The organism is Ochrobactrum sp. S1502_03 (assembly GCF_044435015.1).
GTDB lineage: Bacteria > Pseudomonadota > Alphaproteobacteria > Rhizobiales > Rhizobiaceae > Brucella > Brucella chromiisoli.
Window position 1 is genome coordinate 32,086 of record NZ_JAYEXN010000023.1, and the last position, 18,145, is coordinate 50,230.

Here is an 18,145-nt window from a genome sequence, read left to right on the forward strand (position 1 = left end):
ATGACAATCTCAGATTGGCCGAGTTTCAGGATAAAGTCGCAAAATGCCGGAGCGTGAAGGCTATTTCGTATAGCAGCGCGACGCTCACAAAAATCGCATGATAGCGCCGGTTATCCGTAAACATCGCAATAAGACTTGCGACAACCAACGCACCGACACGAATAGGATATTCAACCCCGTATAGCTGATAATGCTCCACGCCCTTGAGAAAGGTATCAACAACATCGGCAACATATACCAGCGCCAGAATGCCAAAGAACCATTTGCGCCGCGAAATGAAATAATCACGATAGCCGGTATATTCCCCCATATCGTCAGGAAAAAGCAGCGTGCAGAGCAGAAAATAAAGCCCTGCATAAAAAATGACGAAGAAATATTTCTCGAACGTCCACACATGAACGGCACGCAAATTGAACTCGAACCACCAGAAATGGATAACCGAGAGCAGAATAAAGCCCACCCATGCCAGATGCACAGGATAGATTTTCTGTTTGCCCGGATGCTGAATAAAACGGGCAAATCCTGTCAGAAGACGCGACACACACAGGCCAAGGATAATGCCAATAATGATGCGGACATGCGTGAAGGCCTCTGCAGGCGGCACACCTGTTGTAAGCGATGGATCCATTATTCCCTCAAATCCAGCTTTTACCGAATGAAAGCGTGTTGTGTGTTATTCTCGTCATATAACACGTTTTAACTCTTGGTTTGACGCATGTCTTTAATCCAAAATCGGTCCCCGCTTTTAGGAGACATGCTTTATTTCTATAAAATAAGAGCGCTCAATAAATCACGATAAAATTATAAATATACAGTTCATTTCAAACACGCCGTTTTTGCTACAAGCCTTGCGAATTGCTGTCGGTGGAGGCTATACCCGAAAACATATCAATTTAATCAGGGCGGAACTTTCTCATGCAGGACACAGTCATTCTCGTTGGTTGCGGCAATATGGGCTTTGCCATGCTCAAAGGCTGGCTCGACAGCGGGATTCTACAAGCTGAGAATGTGCATGTGGTTGAGCCTTCAGAAACCCTTCAGACGCGGGCAGCGCTTGCCGGTGTGAATGCCTGCTCAAGCGCCGGCTCGCTCCCTGATAACCTTAACCCACGTATGGTGCTGGTTGCCGTCAAGCCACAGGTTATGGGCGATGTACTGCCCGCTTATAAGCGCTTTGCACCCAATGCCACTTTTGTCAGCGTGGCTGCTGGCATTCCAGTTTCATTTTTCGAACAGCATCTGGGTAGCGATGCAAAAATCATGCGCTGTATGCCGAATACGCCTGCCGCAATTGGTAAAGGCATGCTTGTCACCTTCAAAAACACAAATGTTAGTGACGATGATGCAGCATTCGTAAAAAGCCTGCTCAAAACATCCGGTAAGGTTGCAAGTATTGACGATGAAGCACAGATGGATGCCGTGACTGCCGTTTCCGGCTCTGGCCCTGCTTATGTATTCCACTTCATTGAAGCCTTGACCGATGCTGGTGTGACCGCGGGTCTTCCGCGCGAAACGGCAGCGCTTCTTGCCATGCAAACCGTGATGGGTGCGGGAGCGCTGGCTGCCTCCAGCAGCGATAGCCCAACGAAATTGCGCGAGCAGGTCACAAGCCCCAATGGCACAACAGCCGCAGCGCTAGATGTTTTGATGGGTGAAAACCGCCTCAAGAACCTTGTAACAGAAGCGGTTGAAGCTGCGCGCAACCGTTCTATTGAGCTGGGAAAGGCTTAAACCAATATTTTCGGCACCGCTTCTATCAATGCTTTCGTAACAGGCATGTGCGGTGCCGCAATCAATTCCTGCGTCGGGCGGCACTCAACAATCCGCCCTTGCTCCATCACAGCAATCTGATCAGCCATTTGTGCCGCAACGGCCAGATCATGCGTGATAAAAAGATAGGCTGTGCCCTCGGTCTTCTGTATCTCCAGCAACAATTTCAGAATTGTGCCTCGCACCGTTACATCAAGCGCAGACACCGCTTCATCCAGGACAATGAGCGATGGCCTTGTTGCAAGCGCGCGTGCAATCGCCACACGCTGACGCTGCCCACCGGAAATCTCATGCACGCCGCGTTTGCTCAGTTCAGGATCAAGCCCAACCTTTTTCAAAAGCTCTGAAATATCCCGTGTTATCCCATGAATACGCAGCGGCTCGCGCAGCAGATCATAGACCGTTGCGCGTGGATTAAAAGCAGAGAGCGGGTCCTGAAACACCATCTGCAATCGCGCGCGGCGCTTTCTGAGTTCCCCCCCTTTGAGGGCAAGCCAGTCTTCATCTTCAAACTGAACCGAACCCGTTTCAAGGGGATGCAGCCTTAACAGCGCACGCGCCAATGTCGATTTACCGCTGCCCGAAGGCCCCACCAGCGCCAGCGTTTCACCGGCCTTAATCACGAGATTTATATGATCGAGCGCCAGCTTATCGCCATAGCTCGCGGTCACGTCGCTCGCCTGTAACAACGCTCTATCCATGCTGAGGCTCCAGCACGGGGACGGCTGCAATCAGCGCTTTCGTGTAATCGCTCTGCGGCGTGGTAACAATTGTGCGCGCTGAACCGCATTCCACCAGTTCACCATGACGGAAAACGGCGATGCGGTCCGCCAGATTGGAAGCCAGTGCAATATCATGCGTGATAAAAATCAGCGTCATGCCATTGGCCTTAACCAAGGCACGCAGCAGTGCCACGATTTCCCGTTGCACAATGGTATCGAGCGCACTGGTCGGTTCATCCGCAATCAGAATATAAGGGTTTGCAGCCATGGCGAGCGCTATGGCGATGCGCTGCTTTTGCCCACCGGAAAACTGATGCGGATAGCGTAAAAAACTGAGTTCGGGAACAGGTATATGAACTTGCTCTAACAGATTGATTGCTTTATCTTTTGCAGCATTCCGATCTATGCTTTCATGAGCCCGAATCGTTTCAATCAATTGGGCCCCAACACGCATCAAGGGGTCAAAGCTTGAAGCGGGGTCCTGAAACACGAAGCCCACATCACGCCCCTGCTTTGGGGTTCCACCCGGCCATTGGATCGCGCCTGAAGTGCAAGCATTAAGAGGCAACAGACGGGCCAGCGCCAAAGCAAACGTACTTTTTCCAGAACCGCTTTCGCCGATAATGGCAAGCGTTTCGCCCTTATTGATATCCAGACTGATATTGTGCAGCGCATGATCCCGACCATAACGCACACCGAAATTGGTTATATGGGCAAGCACACTCATGTCTGTACCTCCCGCCGCGATGCAGCATTGGTGATGCCTTCGCCTGCGAGATAGACCCCCACGACCGTGAACGCCAGTGCCATCCCCGGCAGAATAGACAGCCATGGCGCCGAGCGCAAAACCGTGCGGCCCTCGGCAATCATACCGCCCCACGTCACGCGATTGGGATCGCCAAGCCCCAGAAATGAAAGTGCTGCTTCAATCAAAATGGCAGAGGCGACAATGACCGGCACAAGCGCCAGCACCGGCGGCAAAGCATTGGGCAGGATTTGCCGGAATGCGATTTCCAGCGGGTGCATACCGATCACACGGCTTGAGGCTACGTAATCGCTCTCGCGGATTGACAGCACTTGTCCGCGCGTCAGGCGTGCGGCCTGCGTCCAGCTTGAAAGCGCAATCGCTGCAACCAGCACAGGCAACGAAGGCCCGGCAATGCTGACCAAGGCAAGCGCCAGTAAAAAACCCGGAATGGTCTGGAAAGCTTCTGTTATGCGCATCAACACTTCATCAACCAGCCCTCCCACAAAACCTGCCAATGTGCCGACAACACTGCCAATCAGGATGGATACCGCCGCTGCGGCCAGCCCCACGATCAGCGATGTGCGACTTGCGTGGAATAGCTCGGCCAGTACATCACGACCCAGCCGATCCGTTCCAAATGGAAAGGATGCATTGTCGAAAGGCGCAAGCATCGGCGTTGCCACAATGCGCAAAGGATCACCGGGAAAGAGCAATGGCGCAAAGAGTGCTGCGGCGATCAGCACGAGCAGAATAATCGCGCCTGCAATGCCTTCTCCTGAACTGAAATAACGCCTGCCCCCATTCATTGTCGGGCCTTTCCGGCAGATATGCGCGGATCAAGCCAGAGATAGAGAAGATCAACGACGAAATTGACCAAGATCACCATAATGGCGCTGGTCAAAATGACGCCCAGCAGCAGAGGCGTATCACGGCTTGCCACCGCCTCCTGCGCGAGCCGACCGAGGCCAGGAACCGCAAAAACGCTTTCAATCACCACACTGCCGCCCAGCATGGACGCAGCTTGCAGCCCAAGCATAGTGACCAGTGGAAGGAGTGCATTGCGCACGACATGGCACAACACGATACGCGGGTGAGATATGCCTCGCGCTTTCAGTGCGCGGACGAAATCCATACGCCAAATCTCAGCCATCGAAGCACGCATGACACGCAGATAAAGAGCCAGATAAATCAGGGCCAGCGAGACAACCGGCAGCACAAGATGACGCGCTATATCAAGTCCACGCGCAAGACCTTCCTTGCCGGAAGCAATTGTCTCTATGCCGCTTGAAGGCAGCCAGCGCAGCCGGATCGAAAACAGGATGACCAGCACAAGCGCCAGCCAGAAACCGGGAATGGCATAAAGCACAAGCGAAGCAACGGACAAAAAACGGTCGCGAAAACTTGCGGGCTTTGTACCGGCCACTATACCCAGAGCAGAACCCACAACAAAGGACAGCGCGGTGGCTGCGCCCATCAACAAAAGCGTATTGGGCAAACGTTCAAGAATGACATCCAGAATAGGACGGTTAAAACTGACCGACCAACCAAGATTTCCCTGTAAAAGCGCTGTAAGATAGGCCGTGAGCCTATGCCATATAGACAGATCAAGCCCCCAACGCGCACGCATGTCCGCAATAGCAACCGCATCACCACCAAAGCTCACAGCATAGGCATCGACCGCATCTCCCGGTGCTGTTTCCAGCATCAGAAAACAGCCTATAATAACAATCAGCAGCACCATCAGGCTGCCGATCAGTCGTTTTCTGAGAAGCAACAGAAGCTGCGTCACTGCTTAATCCAGCTATCGGCCCAATTGGAGACAGCCCAGCGCGGATTGTTGGCAACATTCTGCACGCGATCATTGGCAACAGTAATGAAGCCCCATTCAGCCACATTGATGAGCGGCAGATCGGCTTCCACCAATTGCTGAAACTGGTGATAAAGTGCCGTGCGCTCCTTCTCATCAATCTCATGTGCTGCTTTGGCAATCACCGCATCCAACTCAGCATTGGCGTAACCACCCTGATTGGAGAACGGAACACCCGAAGCAATGCCGCTTTCAACCAGAATGGTCGTCGAAATGGCGGGGTCTCCACGATAGACAGTCGGCGCAATCGCAAGATCAAAATCGTGGTCCGTATAAACCGCCTTTTGATGCGCTGCTGAGTCATTGTTGACAATACGCGCATCAATGCCAATCTCTGCAAGTGCTTGTCTAAGATAATCCCCGAACTGTCTGGTTTCATTGAAATAAGGTGCGGGCAATAACTTGAGTACAAAACGGTTTCCATCCTTGCCGCGCTTATAACCGGCCTCATCCAGAAGTGCATTAGCCTTCGCTATATCGAAAGGATAAGCGGTCACATCACGCGTATAAAACTGGCTGTCATATTGGGGAACCGGCCCGGTCGAAGGCTTGGCATAGCCCATGAAAATCGTTTTCACCACCAAATCGCGATCAATCGCATGCGCGATTGCCTGACGGACTTTAAGGTCTGAGAGTTCCTTGCGGCGATGATTGATTTCGACGACCAACTGATAGGTCAGCGCCTCATAGCCCTTGGAAATGACACGCAGCCCCGGCACTTTTGAGATGCGGTCGAGATCAGCCAGAGGGACCGCGGAGAATGCTGCAAGGTCAATTTCCTCCGCTTCCAGCGCGCCTGCGGCGGCGGCACGGTCCGGCAGCACACGATAGATGATTTCGTCAAGATAAGGCTCGCCATCGCCCCAATAGTCATCATTCTTCGTCAGGCGATAATATTCGCCCGTCTTGTGCTCGGCATATTTGAACGGGCCTGTGCCAATCAGCTTCTCATTGGCAGGGTTGGCGGCAATGTCGGTACCATCAAACACATGTTTGGGCAAAACGGCAGTCAATGCCGGCAACGCATTGCGAATGAGCTGAAACGGGGTTGGCTCGCTGAAATGGAAGATCGCCGTATATTCATCCGGCGTCTCAACCTTCTCAAGCGCCTTGAACACGACGCGGCCGAGATTTTGCAGTGGTTTCCAGACCTGCATGGCAGAAAACGCCACATCTGCCGCGGTAAACGGCTGACCATCATGCCATTTGACGCCCTCTCGCAGATGGAAAGTCGCAGTCAGACCATCAGCAGAGCCTGCCCAACTGGTTGCAAGGCGTGGTTCAAGGCCATTTTGACCGTCAAACGATGCTTCCGCCAAAGGCTCAATCACTTTGCTCGCCACGAAGAAAACACCGTTGGAGGCAACAATGGCCGGATTGAGATTACGCGACTCGGAATCTGCGGCGACGACCAGTCGTCCGCCATTTTGCGGTGTATCTTCGGCACTTGCCCAATGGGGCAAAAGCGGCAATGCCGCAAGCGAAGTCGAACCAATAAGAAATGCTCTGCGCGATGCAACAAAACGAGCCATATCACTGCCTCTGAAATTCAATTCCCTATGTATTTGTCTACACCGGACCTAAACAAATTGCAGGGCAAATCCTGTCGCAGTGGCAATAAATAACGAAAACTGTTTCTGTTTTGGAAAAGATCTGCATCCCGAAAGCTAATCAACAGGCAACTCTCTGCGAGACCAGTCTTTTTTAGGAACCGTGCCACCAATCGCATACTGGAACGACGAGACCGCCATATCTTTTGGATTAATGGTGCAATCGAAATCCAGATTGTACCATTTTGCACGACTTCGAAAGGCACCTCCAGACATCTTCAAACTCGTCTCTGTCAGCGCTCCACCTGTTCGGGCCATCATATCAGGCACGATGTCCGGTCGATGATGCCGGATTTGCTCCAAGGCCTCAATGCCACAAATCTGTATGACACGATCTGTCGGAGAAAGCTTTCCTAAAGCCTGTTTCACACGCGGATTTGCAAGAGCATCTTTTGAGTAGATTTTCTTAGCCTTGATCATAGGCGCGTCCTGCTTTTTCAAGTCAGCTCGGCTGGAAGATGATTTTTCAGTGCTCAGAACTGGCTCGCCACCAAACGTCTTCTCCTGAAACCGTTCCGATACCCCATCAACTGGTTGAGGCCTATCAACCCCTTGCTGTTCAGACGCCCTGTTCGGCTCGGTTTTGGTGTTTTCTTTCTTATCATCTGAAGCCGCTTCAAACGCTTTATAGGGCGCGGCAGCCTTATCCTTAGTGGCAGAATTTTTCTCTTGAGCAGGTGATGGGCTGTCTGATGGCGGCGGAACCAGCTCGACTTTCACGTCCTCAGGCTGGACGGAATGCGTTGACATTGGAAATGTGAACAATAGCAGCGCAAGGACTGCACCATGCAATCCAACCGAGACCAGACCACCCAACAATGTGTCTTTGTCCACCACCGATGATCAGTCCTTCCTCCCACGATAATGAGGGATAGTGTCAGAAAAAATTCAACCATAGAACCAGAACTGTTTTTCCCTTTCGAGCTTTATAAAAGAAATTTTCTCCTTGCCAAACACCCTCCCTTGCATAGATCATGGTTAATTATGTGTTGTCGTATTTCGTGAAGGAAAACTGATACGGCACACAGCCAAAGAGCCGAAATCTGCTCTTTTCAACTGCATTTGCGGAGTTCTGTATCGAAGTTTCTGTAAATGCCTTTAGCTGAAGCACCATTGGAAGAGAGGAAACAGGAATGTCCAGTTTGCTGCCCCCACTTCATGACGGTCATGCACCGATCTATCTGCATCACGCCTTTCAGGATGCGGTAGATGCTTATGAGGACTGGAATCTCGAAATGGAAGAGCCGGTCGTAGCAATCAATGGTAAGATTACCCGTATTAGCGTTGTTTTCCGACGTCTTTGGCGCTGCACTGATACAATCCCTCGCCATACGCTTGAAGCATTGAGGGACATCGTTCCATCAAGCCTTATTCATACGGAGCGCTGGAAAGAGAGTGCCACATTCGCAGAAGCTGCCCATCTGATGCGGACCGCATTGGAATGGCGGAAAGCGCGACGCGTGCCAGTCATCTGCTAAAACCGGATCGTCATATACGACGGGCGGGTTAATCCCGCCCGTTATCAGTTTACATTCAGAACAACTCAGAGCTTGCGGAATCGAACGCGCGCGCTGCGCTCAATTGCTGCAACGGTCAATTCATCCAGTGTCCAGCGATCACGCAGCATCTGAAGAAACTCGAGTTCTTCCTGCTCGACATGCAGATCAGCCGCCGCCACTTCAACGGCCAGTGCATAGGCAGTATCATAGAGCTTTTCCGGCAATGCCTCATGCGCCAAGTCGAGAATGCGCTCCAACCCGTCCTCGAAAGCCAGAAGCTCATAACAATCGCTGGCAATTTTAGGTAGCCGCGCAGAGTCAAAACCCTGAAAAACCGGCAGGCGCGAAACCACATTGCTGATCGATGCCATTTCCGCATCGGTCATCGACGTGTCTGCGGCAGACGTTGTCACCATGATGTACACTAGGGCGTCGTGTGCGGAAATCTTATTCATCGAATGCTCCTCAACAGGTGAACCGGAATCACAATTTCGGTCACATTGGCCGAAAATTAGGAAGCCTGAGAGACTTGCGCAAGGAAATTCACTCGGAATTATCGCTGCAAAGATTGACGTCTGGGGTTAGCCGCGCCATAGAGCAATAGCACATCTGAGTGCAGAAAAACTTCATCAAACAAAGCCCTTCACAGGACATCAGGAAAAAATCATGACTTCGCACCGCCTTCCCGAAATTACGCTGACCCCGGAACTGACCGCGGCGGCTGCGGAAGCGAAATCGTGGCCTTTTGAAGAGGCAAGAAAAATCCTCAAGCGCTACGAAAAGACGGGGCTTCCTGAAACCGTGATTTTTGAGACCGGCTATGGGCCATCGGGCCTGCCGCATATCGGCACGTTCGGCGAAGTTGCACGCACCTCGATGGTACGTCACGCGTTTCGCGTTCTGACTGGTGATAAAGTCAAGACTCGCCTCATCTGTTTCTCGGACGATCTCGACGGTATGCGTAAGATCCCGGACAATGTACCGGACAAAGCAGCCCTTGAGCCATATCTGCAATTACCGCTTTCTGCCGTGCCAAATCCGTTTGGCGGCGAATACAAGAGCTTTGCCGAGCATAATAACGCCATGCTCTGCCGCTTCCTTGATACTTTTGGCTTCGACTATGAATTCGCCAGCGCAACGGACTATTATAAGTCCGGTAAGTTCGACGCCGTACTGCTCAAGGCAGTCGAACGCTATGACGACATCATGAAGGTGATGCTGCCGACGCTCGGTGAAGAACGTCAGGCGACCTATAGCCCGTTTCTGCCAATTTCGCCAAAGTCCGGTCGCGTGCTCTACGTGCCGATGAAGCGCGTGGATGCTAAAGCCGGCACCATCACCTTTGACGATGAAGACGGTGTTGAAACCACACTCCCCGTTACCGGCGGCAACGTGAAGCTACAGTGGAAGCCGGATTTCGGTATGCGCTGGGCAGCGCTCGGTGTTGATTTTGAAATGTTCGGCAAAGATCATCAGACCAATGCCGGTATTTACGATCGCATCTGCGAAATTCTTGGCGGTCGTGCGCCAGAGCATTTTGTTTACGAGCTCTTCCTCGATCAGATCGGCCAGAAGATTTCAAAATCAAAGGGCAACGGCATCGCGATTGACGAATGGCTGGCCTATGCACCAACCGAAAGCCTTGCACTCTACAACTTCCAGAAGCCGAAGACCGCGAAGAAGCTCTACTTTGACGTGATTCCGAAGGCGGTGGACGAATATTTCACCTATCTGTCAGCTTATAACCGTCAGGAATGGAAAGACCGTCTGAACAATCCGGTCTGGCATATCCATTACGGTAATCCACCAAAGGTTGAGCTGCCGGTGACATTCGCACTGATGCTCAATCTGGTGAGTGCATCCAATGCGGAAAGCCCGAGCGTTCTGTGGGGCTTCATCTCGCGCCATGTGCCGGGTGTTACGCCAGAAAATAACCCGGAACTTGATGCGCTGGTTGGCTATGCAATCCGCTACTTCAACGATTTCGTCAAGCCAACCAAACAGTTCCGCGCCCCTGATGATGTGGAACGCGCTGCACTTGAAGGCCTTGATGCGAAACTTGCGACCTTGCCAAGCAATACCGATGGCACCGGCATTCAGAACGCCATTCTGGACGTCGCCCGTGCAATCGAACGCTATCAGGATCACACCAAAAAGAGCCCTGAAGGGGGCCCAGGCGTATCGGTTTCGTTCTTCCAGATGCTTTATGAGGTCCTGATCGGCCAGGAACGTGGCCCGCGCTTTGGTTCGTTCGTTGCCCTTTACGGCATCGACGAAACCCGCGCCCTGATCAAAAAAGCCCTCGCAGGCACCTTGTCATAAGTAAATGCTCGTAAAGTAAAAAAGCCTCGTTCCGAATTTTCGGGCGAGGCTTTTTTTTGCTCTAATTCTGTGGTGCAGGTGGAAAGGCACCATCTAGCTGCTGCGGCGTTACCGGTTGTTGCGGCGTATCCGGCGGTATCATCATCGGCAGGCTCGGAGCGTTATTCAGCTCCGGCAAAGAAGTTTCCGGCTTATCCCCATAGAGGCCGAGTTTTGCATCTTCGGCTTTCTTGCCCGCTTCCCCATAAGCACCACCTGCGCTGGCCTTGGCCCAACCATTGGCGACAAGCCATAAGGCAGGATCGTCACTGCCAACGCTGCATTGGGTCGCTATCGCCGCACCGCTGTCATTTTGCGGCAGACGACACATAATCGCCCGCGCACGAAGCCACTGGCGGAATGCAGTACGGGCCTGCATACCGCATGGCCAGTTTTCACCCGCTGCCGACTGGCAGCTTTGCTCAACCGGCGTGACATCAATGCCCTGCAAGTCGACAATGCGTCCCTGACTTTCAAGACGCCCGGCTGCAATTGCTACGGGACGCTGCAGAAGCTGCATCGGCTCGCCCGCATCAACCGGCGCGGCTGGGGCTGCTGGCTCCGGCGGTTTTGGCGTTGACGCCAATCCCATATCACTCAGAGGTGGGCGCGCAGGTTCACGCTCAAGCCCGCCTTGGCCATCCTGATTGACAGGGGACTGCGCGTCAGTGTTTGGCGCATTTTCAGCAGCAGGCATCTCTTGCGAGGCAGGATTATCGCCGCCTGTATCCTTTGCGGGTTCGTTATAATCAAACTGCTCAACGACAATTCCATTACCCGAACCGGTATCCGGCTTGCTTTGACCATCGCCGCTTTCGACCACAGTGACCGGACGATCGAGTGCGCCATAAAATGGCGCGACAAAAGCTGCCACGAGAATGGCACCGGTCAGACCGGCAAAACTACCAAAAACAATACGACCATGGTTCTTACGTTGCATATTCGTCATTACTGACTCGCCCATAAAATACGGGCGATCCACTCAATATCCTTGGTCTCAAAGGAACGATTGGGAAACTCGGGATTGAACGAATGAAGTTCAATCGTTCGCGGTGTCTGGCGATGCAGGATTTTAGCCATAACCTCTCCGTCTTTGGTTCGAACAACCACACGATCACCCCGGCGAACCGCTGCGTTGGGCGCTACGACCAACGTATCGCCATCCCGGTAAAGCGGCAACATCGAGTCGCCGGAAACTTCCAACGCATACACATTATCGGTTGGAGCAGCAGGAAACTGCACAACATCCCAACCTTGGCCAGCAGGAAATCCGGCATCGTCAAAATAACCGCCTCCGCCCGCTTCTGCCAAGCCAAGCAGCGGGATAGCACTCGGCTCCTGCAGATATTCCCCGTAATTTGGCGTCGATATTTCACCACGGATAAGCCGAGTAAACTCATCGAATGTTGCGCCTGTGGCTTCCATGACTTTAGCGAGCGACTCAGTTGAAGGCCAGCGGGCGCGACCATCGGCAGCATAACGCTTGGATTTATTGAACGTGGTCGGATCAAGCCCAGCACGGCGCGCAAGGCCAGACGCACTTAATGAATTGCGCTCCGCCAAGGCATCAATCGCAGCCCATACGCTCTCATGAGAAAACATTGTTACAACCCGCCAAAGAGGATTTTAAACCTAATAATTTATCTTAACTTGTGCCAAATTTAACTGAAAATCTGATTTTACACAAGGTGCGCGATTTTACAGGGAAAATTTTCTTATTTACAAATGAAAACGCGCGGCATCACAATGCCGCGCGTTTTTAAACAGATCGTCAGGCAGCAGATCAGGCTGCTTTTTTTGCTTCGCCCTTATAAGGGTTGAAGCGCTGATAGAAGCTTTCGCCATTTTCTGCCATATCGACAAGCAGTTTCGGCGCTTTGAATTGCTGGCCGTATTTGCGCTGCAACTCCTTGGCAAGTTTGACGAATTTCTTCGCGCCCATACCATCGATATAGGAAAGCGTGCCTCCGGTATAAGGGGCAAAACCAAAGGCCAGAATGGAACCGACATCGGCTTCACGCGGATCAGTGACAATGCCTTCTTCCATCACACGCGCGGCCTCCAGAGCAATCGTCACAAGGAAGCGCTCTTTCAGCTCCTTCACGTCGATTTTATCGGGGTTCTGTTGCGGATAAAGGTCTTTCAGTCCCGGCCAAAGATGCTTCTTGGCAGGCTTGGCTGGATATTCGTAAAAGCCCTTGCCGTTCTTGCGGCCCTTGCGGTCGAACTCGTTGACGAGCTTATCCACCAGTTCCACATGACGCGGATCGACAGCCTTCTCGCCAAGATCAGCCAATGTTGCCTTGAGGATTTTCTGCGAGAGGTCAATTGCCGTTTCATCGTTGAGCGCAAGCGGACCAACCGGCATACCGGCCATACGGGCGGCATTTTCGATCATCGCAGCAGGGACACCTTCAACGATCATGTTGTAGGCTTCCGACATATAGCGCAGCACGCAGCGATTGACGTAGAAACCGCGTGTATCGTTGACAACAATCGGCGTCTTCTTGATTGCACGAACATAATCAAGGGCAACAGCCAACGCCTTGTCGGACGTCTTCTTGCCGAGGATGACTTCCACCAGCATCATCTTGTCGACGGGCGAGAAGAAGTGAATGCCAATGAAGTTCTTCGGACGCTTGGAGACTTTCGCAAGGCCAGTGATTGGCAAAGTTGAAGTATTGGATGCAAAAATCGCCGTTGCCTTGAGAACTTCCTCCGCCTTTTCGGTCGCCACACGCTTGACTTCGCGGTCCTCGAACACGGCTTCGATCACCAGATCGGCACCTTCGAGCTGCGCATAGTCAGGCGTTGCCGTGATAAGCGACAGGAGCTTTTCCTTGTCTGCTTCGGTCGCGCGGCCCTTCTGCATTTCCTTGGTGATAAGGTCAGCCGTATGCGCCTTGCCCTTATCAGCGGATTCCTGATCACGATCGATCAGCACCACCGGAATGCCAGCCTTGGCTGTCACATAGGCAATGCCTGCACCCATGAAGCCAGCGCCAATGACGCCGATCTTCTTGAACTTGGTTGGCTTTTCATCCACAGGACGGCGTGCGCCCTTGTTCAATTCCTGCAACGACACGAAGAGCGAACGGATCATCATACCCGCTTCGGTCGTCTGAAGAATTTCAGTGAAATAGCGCTGCTCGATCTTAAGGCCGGTGTCGAACGGCACAAGAAGGCCTTCATAAACCGATTTCAGAATAGCGAGTGCCGCCGGATAATTGCCGGAGGTTTCGCGACGCAGAATGGCGGTTGCAGCAGGCCAGAGATTTGCACCGGCAGCCGAATAGATCGCGCCGCCTGGCAGTTTGAATCCCTTTTCATCCCATGGCTGAACAGGCTTAAGACCGCCCTTGATCAGCTTCTTGGCGGTTTCGACCAGCTTCTTGGCCGGAGCGACTTCAGTAACAAGCCCCATCGCCTTGGCGCGCTGCGCGCTCAGGCTTGAGCCAGTTGTCATCATCTGCAAAGCGTCCTGCTGGTTGGCAAGGCGCGGAACACGCTGCGTGCCGCCAGCCCCGGGAAACAGGCCGACTTTCACTTCCGGCAGGCCCATCTTCACGCCCGGTGCATCCGATGCAACACGAGCATGGCAGGCAAGCGACATTTCAAACGCGCCGCCCATGCATGTGCCGTTAATGGCTGAGACCCATGGCTTGCCAGAGGTTTCAAGCTTGCGGAACAATCCGCCCATCCGACCGACATTGTCGAACAACGACTGAACGGTAGCTTGGCTGTCCTTGGCTTTTTGCTTCTGAAATTCCTTGAACATGCCTTCGAGCATGGTCAGATCAGCGCCGCCTGAAAAAGTTTCCTTGCCGGACGTGATGACGACGCCCTTGACCTTTTCGTCAGCGGTCGTCGCATCGATGATAGCATTCAGTTCCTGCATCACCTCGACGGTGAAAACATTCATCGACTTTTCAGGCATGTCCCATGTGACGAGGGCAATGCCATCAGCATCGGTTTCAACTTTGAAATTTACATAAGCCATATTCGCCTCCTCTCCTTACACGCGCTCAATGATCGTGGCCGTACCCATGCCTGCACCGATGCACAAAGTGACCAGTGCCACATTGAGGTCGCGGCGCTCCAGTTCATCCAGCACAGTGCCGAGGATCATCGCGCCGGTTGCGCCAAGCGGATGGCCCAGCGCAATCGCGCCGCCATTGACGTTGATCTTGTCGTGCGAAATGTCGAAGGCCTGCATGTAACGCAGAACCACAGCAGCGAAGGCTTCGTTCAACTCGAACAGATCAATGTCCGAGATTTTCATCTTGGCCTGTTTGAGGAGCTTTTCCGTGACATCAACCGGACCAGTCAGCATCAGTGCTGGTTCGGAGCCGATATTGGCAAAAGCACGAATACGGGCGCGCGGCTTGATATCGAAGGCTTTGCCAGCCTTCTTCGAGCCAACGAGAACGCCTGCTGCACCATCAACAATGCCAGACGAGTTACCTGCATGGTGCACGTGATTGATGGTTTCGACTTCTGGATGCGCTTGAATGCCAACGGCATTGAAGCCGCCCATTTCACCGGGCATCACGAAGGATGGGTTGAGCTGACCGAGCGCCTGCATATCAGTGCCAGGGCGCATATGCTCATCATGATCAAGAATGGTAAGGCCATTCTGATCCTTGATCGGAATAACTGAATGCTTGAAATAACCCTTTTCCCACGATTTTGCTGCTCGCTTCTGGCTTTCGACAGCATAAGCGTCGACGTCATCACGCGAGAAGCCGTATTTCGTGGCGATTAGATCAGCGGAGACGCCCTGCGGCATAAAATAGCCCGGGAAACCGACGGATGGATCCATGTACCAGGCACCGCCCGACATACCCATGCCAACACGGGACATGCTTTCAACGCCACCCGCGATCACCAGATCGTCGGCACCGAACGCAATCTTAGCCGCTGCAAGGTTGATCGCATCAAGACCTGACGCACAGAAACGCGAAATCTGAATACCCGGCGCCTTGAAATCATAACCGGCTTCAAAAGCCGATGAACGCGGAATAACGGCACCCGCTTCGCCAACAGGATCAACACAGCCGAAAATAATGTCATCGACCTTTGCCGTATCGATGCCGTTGCGGTCGCGCAAGGATTCCAGAACCTTCGCGCCCAGACGAACGGCAGGCACTTCATGCAGACTGCCGTCTTTCTTGCCACGTCCGCGCGGTGTGCGAACGTGATCGTAAATATAAGCCTCAGCCATTTTATCTCCTTCCCGCTGAACCCGAAAGTCCAGCCTGATCTCTCACTCAAAATGTGTCTGCGTTGAGCGCCATCATGCTATCCGCACCTGACTGGATACGTGCAAGATGCGCCACACTTTCCGGCATGATCCGCTCGAAATAGTAGCGTGCCGTGATAAGTTTGGCTTCAAGATAGGCCTTATTGCCTTCACCCGCTGCCAGCTTTTCTTCTGCAACCTTCGCCATGCGCGCCCACATGTAACCAAGTGCCACCAGACCAAACAGGTGCATATAATCATTGGATGCTGCACCGGCATTGTCAGGCTTTGCCATCGCGTTCTGCATCAGCCACATTGTGGCGGCTTGAAGATCATTGACGCCCTTCTTCAGATGCTTGGTGAAGAATGTGAGCTTTTCATTCTCACGATTGGCTTCGCAGAACTCGCCCACTTCCTTAAAGAAAGCAGTGATCGCACGGCCACCATTCAGCGCAAGCTTGCGGCCAACCAGATCGAGCGCCTGAATACCGTTGGCACCTTCATAAATCATGGCAATGCGCGCATCGCGCACATATTGGCTCATGCCATGCTCTTCGATATAGCCGTGACCACCGAACACCTGCTGCGCCATGACAGCGTGTTCAAACCCTTTGTCGGTCAGAACACCTTTCAGCACAGGCGTCAAAAGCCCCACGAGATCATCCGCAGCCTGGCGCTCTGCTTCATCGCCGGAACGATGGGCAATATCGGAGTTCAACGCCGTCCAGAGAATGAGTGCACGCCCGGCTTCGTTATAAGCGCGGATATTCATCAGGTTGCGACGAATATCCGGATGCACGATGATCGGATCAGCCTTCTTATCGGGTGCGCTCACACCTGAAAGCGCGCGGCCCTGAATGCGCTCACGTGCATAAATCGCGGCGTTCTGATAGGCAGTTTCGGCAATCGAAAGCCCCTGAAGCGCAACACCAAGCCGCGCTTCATTCATCATGGTGAACATGGCGCGCAGGCCCTTATGCGCTTCACCAATCAGGAAGCCTGTCGCATCGTCATAGTTCATAACACAGGTAGCATTGCCGTGGATGCCCATCTTCTCTTCGATGGAACCACACGACACACCATTGCGCGCACCCGGATTGCCATCAGCATCCAGAATGAACTTCGGCACGATGAACAGCGAAATGCCTTTCACACCTTCCGGTGCACCATCGATACGCGCCAACACCAGATGGATAATGTTCTCCGACATGTCATGTTCGCCAGCCGAGATGAAAATCTTCTGGCCGGAAATCTTGTATGAACCATCATCCTGCGGCGTTGCACTGGTGCGCAGAAGACCCAGATCCGTTCCGCAATGCGGCTCGGTCAGGTTCATGGTGCCGGTCCATGTGCCTTCCACCATCTTTGGCAGATAGGTGTCTTTTTGCGCATCCGTACCGTGGGTCAGGATCGCGGCAATCGCACCCTGCGTCAGGCCCGGATACATGGTCAGCGCCATATTGGCTGACGACATATATTCACCAACCGCTGTATGCAGCAGATAAGGAAGCCCCTGCCCGCCATATTGTTCAGGCACGGCCAAACCGAGCCAGCCACCTTCGCGATACTGGTCATAAGCGGCTTTGAAGCCCTCAGGGGTTTTCACCGAGCCATCGGATGCGCGAACGCAGCCTTGCCTGTCGCCTGAATGATTGACAGGAAACAGCGTGCCCTCGGCAAGCTTCGCGCCTTCGGACAGGATCGCCTCGACCACATCAGGCGATGCGTCAGCAAAGCCCGGCAAATTATTATAACGCTGATAATTCAAAACGTCATTGAGAACGAAATTTGTATCCTCAACTGGCGCGCGATAGCTCGGCATCGAAATCCTCCAAATCAATAACCCGCTCAGTCCCGCATGAAGCGAAACAGGCTTCCAACTGCGTGTTTGGTACGTCTGTCATACGAAGTGCTCAAATGCGTGACAGAGTAATCTCCATGTCAAAAATGGGGCCAAAAACTCAAAAAACCAGCCATTTTGCCACTTCTGAAGCTCCCGCAACTCAAAAACCGATGACGAGAGTCCAACTTCTTGGCAAAACTAGCGCACTTTGACGTTTCCGTAAACGTCAAAATTAAACTAATTTGTGAGGGAGCATGGACCTGCCCTTAAAAAATCGATTGCGTCCTTAAGAAATGCCCTTGGAGTTGCACTTAAGTCTGATTGGCCCGAGCACTAGATAATGACTGCCCAAAACTGAGAATTGGAGCTCTAAAGCATGTCACATGTTGGTTTTCACGCGGAACTGAGCCGGTTTTTTCACCGAGAATTGAGCCACCTTCGAGTATGTTTTTCAGATCATGGTTTGGTCAAGGGATTGGGTTT

16 protein-coding genes are annotated in these 18,145 nt (G+C 52.8%); 3 read left to right on the forward strand and 13 right to left on the reverse strand.

The features are described from left to right. Positions 1 to 25: 25 nt before the first annotated feature. Positions 26 to 628 (reverse strand): hypothetical protein, encoded by a 603-nt coding sequence (locus tag VBH83_RS14190; RefSeq protein ID WP_265984428.1) that lies wholly within the window; start codon positions 626 to 628, stop codon positions 26 to 28. Positions 629 to 915: 287 nt separating this feature from the next. Here VBH83_RS14190 and proC point away from each other — a divergent pair, with 287 nt between their 5' ends. Next, positions 916 to 1,731, forward strand: coding sequence for a pyrroline-5-carboxylate reductase (gene proC / locus VBH83_RS14195; protein WP_265984429.1), 816 nt, complete (start codon positions 916 to 918; stop codon positions 1,729 to 1,731). Here the strand turns inward: proC and VBH83_RS14200 are convergent. From VBH83_RS14200 to VBH83_RS14225, 6 genes are all read right to left on the reverse strand, one after another. Then, a complete protein-coding gene (locus VBH83_RS14200; RefSeq protein WP_265984431.1) occupies positions 1,728 to 2,471 on the reverse strand; it encodes an ABC transporter ATP-binding protein in 744 nt (247 codons plus the stop codon). The genes proC and VBH83_RS14200 overlap by 4 nt on opposite strands. Continuing rightward, positions 2,464 to 3,219, reverse strand: coding sequence for an ABC transporter ATP-binding protein (locus VBH83_RS14205; RefSeq protein ID WP_265984434.1), 756 nt, complete (start codon positions 3,217 to 3,219; stop codon positions 2,464 to 2,466). Before VBH83_RS14205 ends, VBH83_RS14200 begins: the two co-directional genes overlap by 8 nt. Next, complete coding sequence (locus tag VBH83_RS14210) at positions 3,216 to 4,046, reverse strand: ABC transporter permease (RefSeq protein WP_265984436.1); 831 nt, start codon at positions 4,044 to 4,046, stop codon at positions 3,216 to 3,218. The genes VBH83_RS14205 and VBH83_RS14210 overlap by 4 nt, the downstream gene beginning before the upstream one ends. Then, a complete protein-coding gene (locus VBH83_RS14215; protein ID WP_396998311.1) occupies positions 4,043 to 5,029 on the reverse strand; it encodes an ABC transporter permease in 987 nt (328 codons plus the stop codon). Before VBH83_RS14215 ends, VBH83_RS14210 begins: the two co-directional genes overlap by 4 nt. Then, entirely contained in the window at positions 5,026 to 6,639 is a 1,614-nt protein-coding gene (locus tag VBH83_RS14220; protein WP_265984437.1) for an ABC transporter substrate-binding protein, read from the reverse strand. Before VBH83_RS14220 ends, VBH83_RS14215 begins: the two co-directional genes overlap by 4 nt. A gap of 135 nt (positions 6,640 to 6,774) precedes the next feature. Next, positions 6,775 to 7,554 (reverse strand): DUF930 domain-containing protein, encoded by a 780-nt coding sequence (locus tag VBH83_RS14225; RefSeq protein WP_265984438.1) that lies wholly within the window; start codon positions 7,552 to 7,554, stop codon positions 6,775 to 6,777. A gap of 296 nt (positions 7,555 to 7,850) precedes the next feature. Here VBH83_RS14225 and VBH83_RS14230 point away from each other — a divergent pair, with 296 nt between their 5' ends. Next, a complete protein-coding gene (locus tag VBH83_RS14230) occupies positions 7,851 to 8,195 on the forward strand; it encodes a hypothetical protein (protein WP_265984439.1) in 345 nt (114 codons plus the stop codon). Positions 8,196 to 8,260: 65 nt separating this feature from the next. On the opposite strand, the gene VBH83_RS14235 is transcribed toward VBH83_RS14230, so the two are convergent. Further along, positions 8,261 to 8,671: a tellurite resistance TerB family protein gene (locus VBH83_RS14235; protein ID WP_265984441.1), complete on the reverse strand. Its 411-nt coding sequence runs from the start codon at positions 8,669 to 8,671 to the stop codon at positions 8,261 to 8,263. A gap of 211 nt (positions 8,672 to 8,882) precedes the next feature. On the opposite strand from VBH83_RS14235, the gene VBH83_RS14240 reads away from it, so the two are divergent. Continuing rightward, positions 8,883 to 10,538: a lysine--tRNA ligase gene (locus tag VBH83_RS14240; RefSeq protein ID WP_265984443.1), complete on the forward strand. Its 1,656-nt coding sequence runs from the start codon at positions 8,883 to 8,885 to the stop codon at positions 10,536 to 10,538. A gap of 61 nt (positions 10,539 to 10,599) precedes the next feature. Here the strand turns inward: VBH83_RS14240 and VBH83_RS14245 are convergent, their stop codons facing one another. The 5 genes from VBH83_RS14245 to VBH83_RS14265 form a co-directional block, all read right to left on the reverse strand. Continuing rightward, positions 10,600 to 11,526: a thermonuclease family protein gene (locus tag VBH83_RS14245; protein WP_265984445.1), complete on the reverse strand. Its 927-nt coding sequence runs from the start codon at positions 11,524 to 11,526 to the stop codon at positions 10,600 to 10,602. Continuing rightward, entirely contained in the window at positions 11,526 to 12,179 is a 654-nt protein-coding gene (locus VBH83_RS14250; protein ID WP_265984446.1) for a helix-turn-helix transcriptional regulator, read from the reverse strand. The genes VBH83_RS14245 and VBH83_RS14250 overlap by 1 nt, the downstream gene beginning before the upstream one ends. Positions 12,180 to 12,360: 181 nt before the next feature. Then, positions 12,361 to 14,577, reverse strand: a complete 2,217-nt coding sequence (locus tag VBH83_RS14255) for an FAD-dependent oxidoreductase (protein ID WP_265984447.1) — start codon at positions 14,575 to 14,577, stop codon at positions 12,361 to 12,363. Positions 14,578 to 14,592: 15 nt separating this feature from the next. Then, positions 14,593 to 15,801 (reverse strand): acetyl-CoA C-acetyltransferase, encoded by a 1,209-nt coding sequence (locus VBH83_RS14260; RefSeq protein WP_265984448.1) that lies wholly within the window; start codon positions 15,799 to 15,801, stop codon positions 14,593 to 14,595. A gap of 46 nt (positions 15,802 to 15,847) precedes the next feature. Then, positions 15,848 to 17,641 carry an acyl-CoA dehydrogenase C-terminal domain-containing protein gene (locus VBH83_RS14265; protein WP_396998319.1) on the reverse strand — a complete coding sequence of 598 codons (1,794 nt, stop codon included), beginning with the start codon at positions 17,639 to 17,641 and terminating at the stop codon, positions 15,848 to 15,850. Positions 17,642 to 18,145: the final 504 nt, after the last annotated feature.

Bases quoted from the DNA above. Each gene is read 5' to 3' on its own strand.
- VBH83_RS14190 (WP_265984428.1), bottom strand. From the start codon at position 628: ATGGATCCATCGCTTACAACAGGTGTGCCGCCTGCAGAGGCCTTCACG.
- proC (WP_265984429.1), top strand. From the start codon at position 916: ATGCAGGACACAGTCATTCTCGTTGGTTGCGGCAATATGGGCTTTGCC.
- VBH83_RS14200 (WP_265984431.1), bottom strand. From the start codon at position 2,471: ATGGATAGAGCGTTGTTACAGGCGAGCGACGTGACCGCGAGCTATGGC.
- VBH83_RS14205 (WP_265984434.1), bottom strand. From the start codon at position 3,219: ATGAGTGTGCTTGCCCATATAACCAATTTCGGTGTGCGTTATGGTCGG.
- VBH83_RS14210 (WP_265984436.1), bottom strand. From the start codon at position 4,046: ATGAATGGGGGCAGGCGTTATTTCAGTTCAGGAGAAGGCATTGCAGGC.
- VBH83_RS14220 (WP_265984437.1), bottom strand. From the start codon at position 6,639: ATGGCTCGTTTTGTTGCATCGCGCAGAGCATTTCTTATTGGTTCGACT.
- VBH83_RS14230 (WP_265984439.1), top strand. From the start codon at position 7,851: ATGTCCAGTTTGCTGCCCCCACTTCATGACGGTCATGCACCGATCTAT.
- VBH83_RS14235 (WP_265984441.1), bottom strand. From the start codon at position 8,671: ATGAATAAGATTTCCGCACACGACGCCCTAGTGTACATCATGGTGACA.
- VBH83_RS14240 (WP_265984443.1), top strand. From the start codon at position 8,883: ATGACTTCGCACCGCCTTCCCGAAATTACGCTGACCCCGGAACTGACC.
- VBH83_RS14245 (WP_265984445.1), bottom strand. From the start codon at position 11,526: ATGACGAATATGCAACGTAAGAACCATGGTCGTATTGTTTTTGGTAGT.
- VBH83_RS14250 (WP_265984446.1), bottom strand. From the start codon at position 12,179: ATGTTTTCTCATGAGAGCGTATGGGCTGCGATTGATGCCTTGGCGGAG.
- VBH83_RS14255 (WP_265984447.1), bottom strand. From the start codon at position 14,577: ATGGCTTATGTAAATTTCAAAGTTGAAACCGATGCTGATGGCATTGCC.
- VBH83_RS14260 (WP_265984448.1), bottom strand. From the start codon at position 15,801: ATGGCTGAGGCTTATATTTACGATCACGTTCGCACACCGCGCGGACGT.
- VBH83_RS14265 (WP_396998319.1), bottom strand. From the start codon at position 17,641: ATGCCGAGCTATCGCGCGCCAGTTGAGGATACAAATTTCGTTCTCAAT.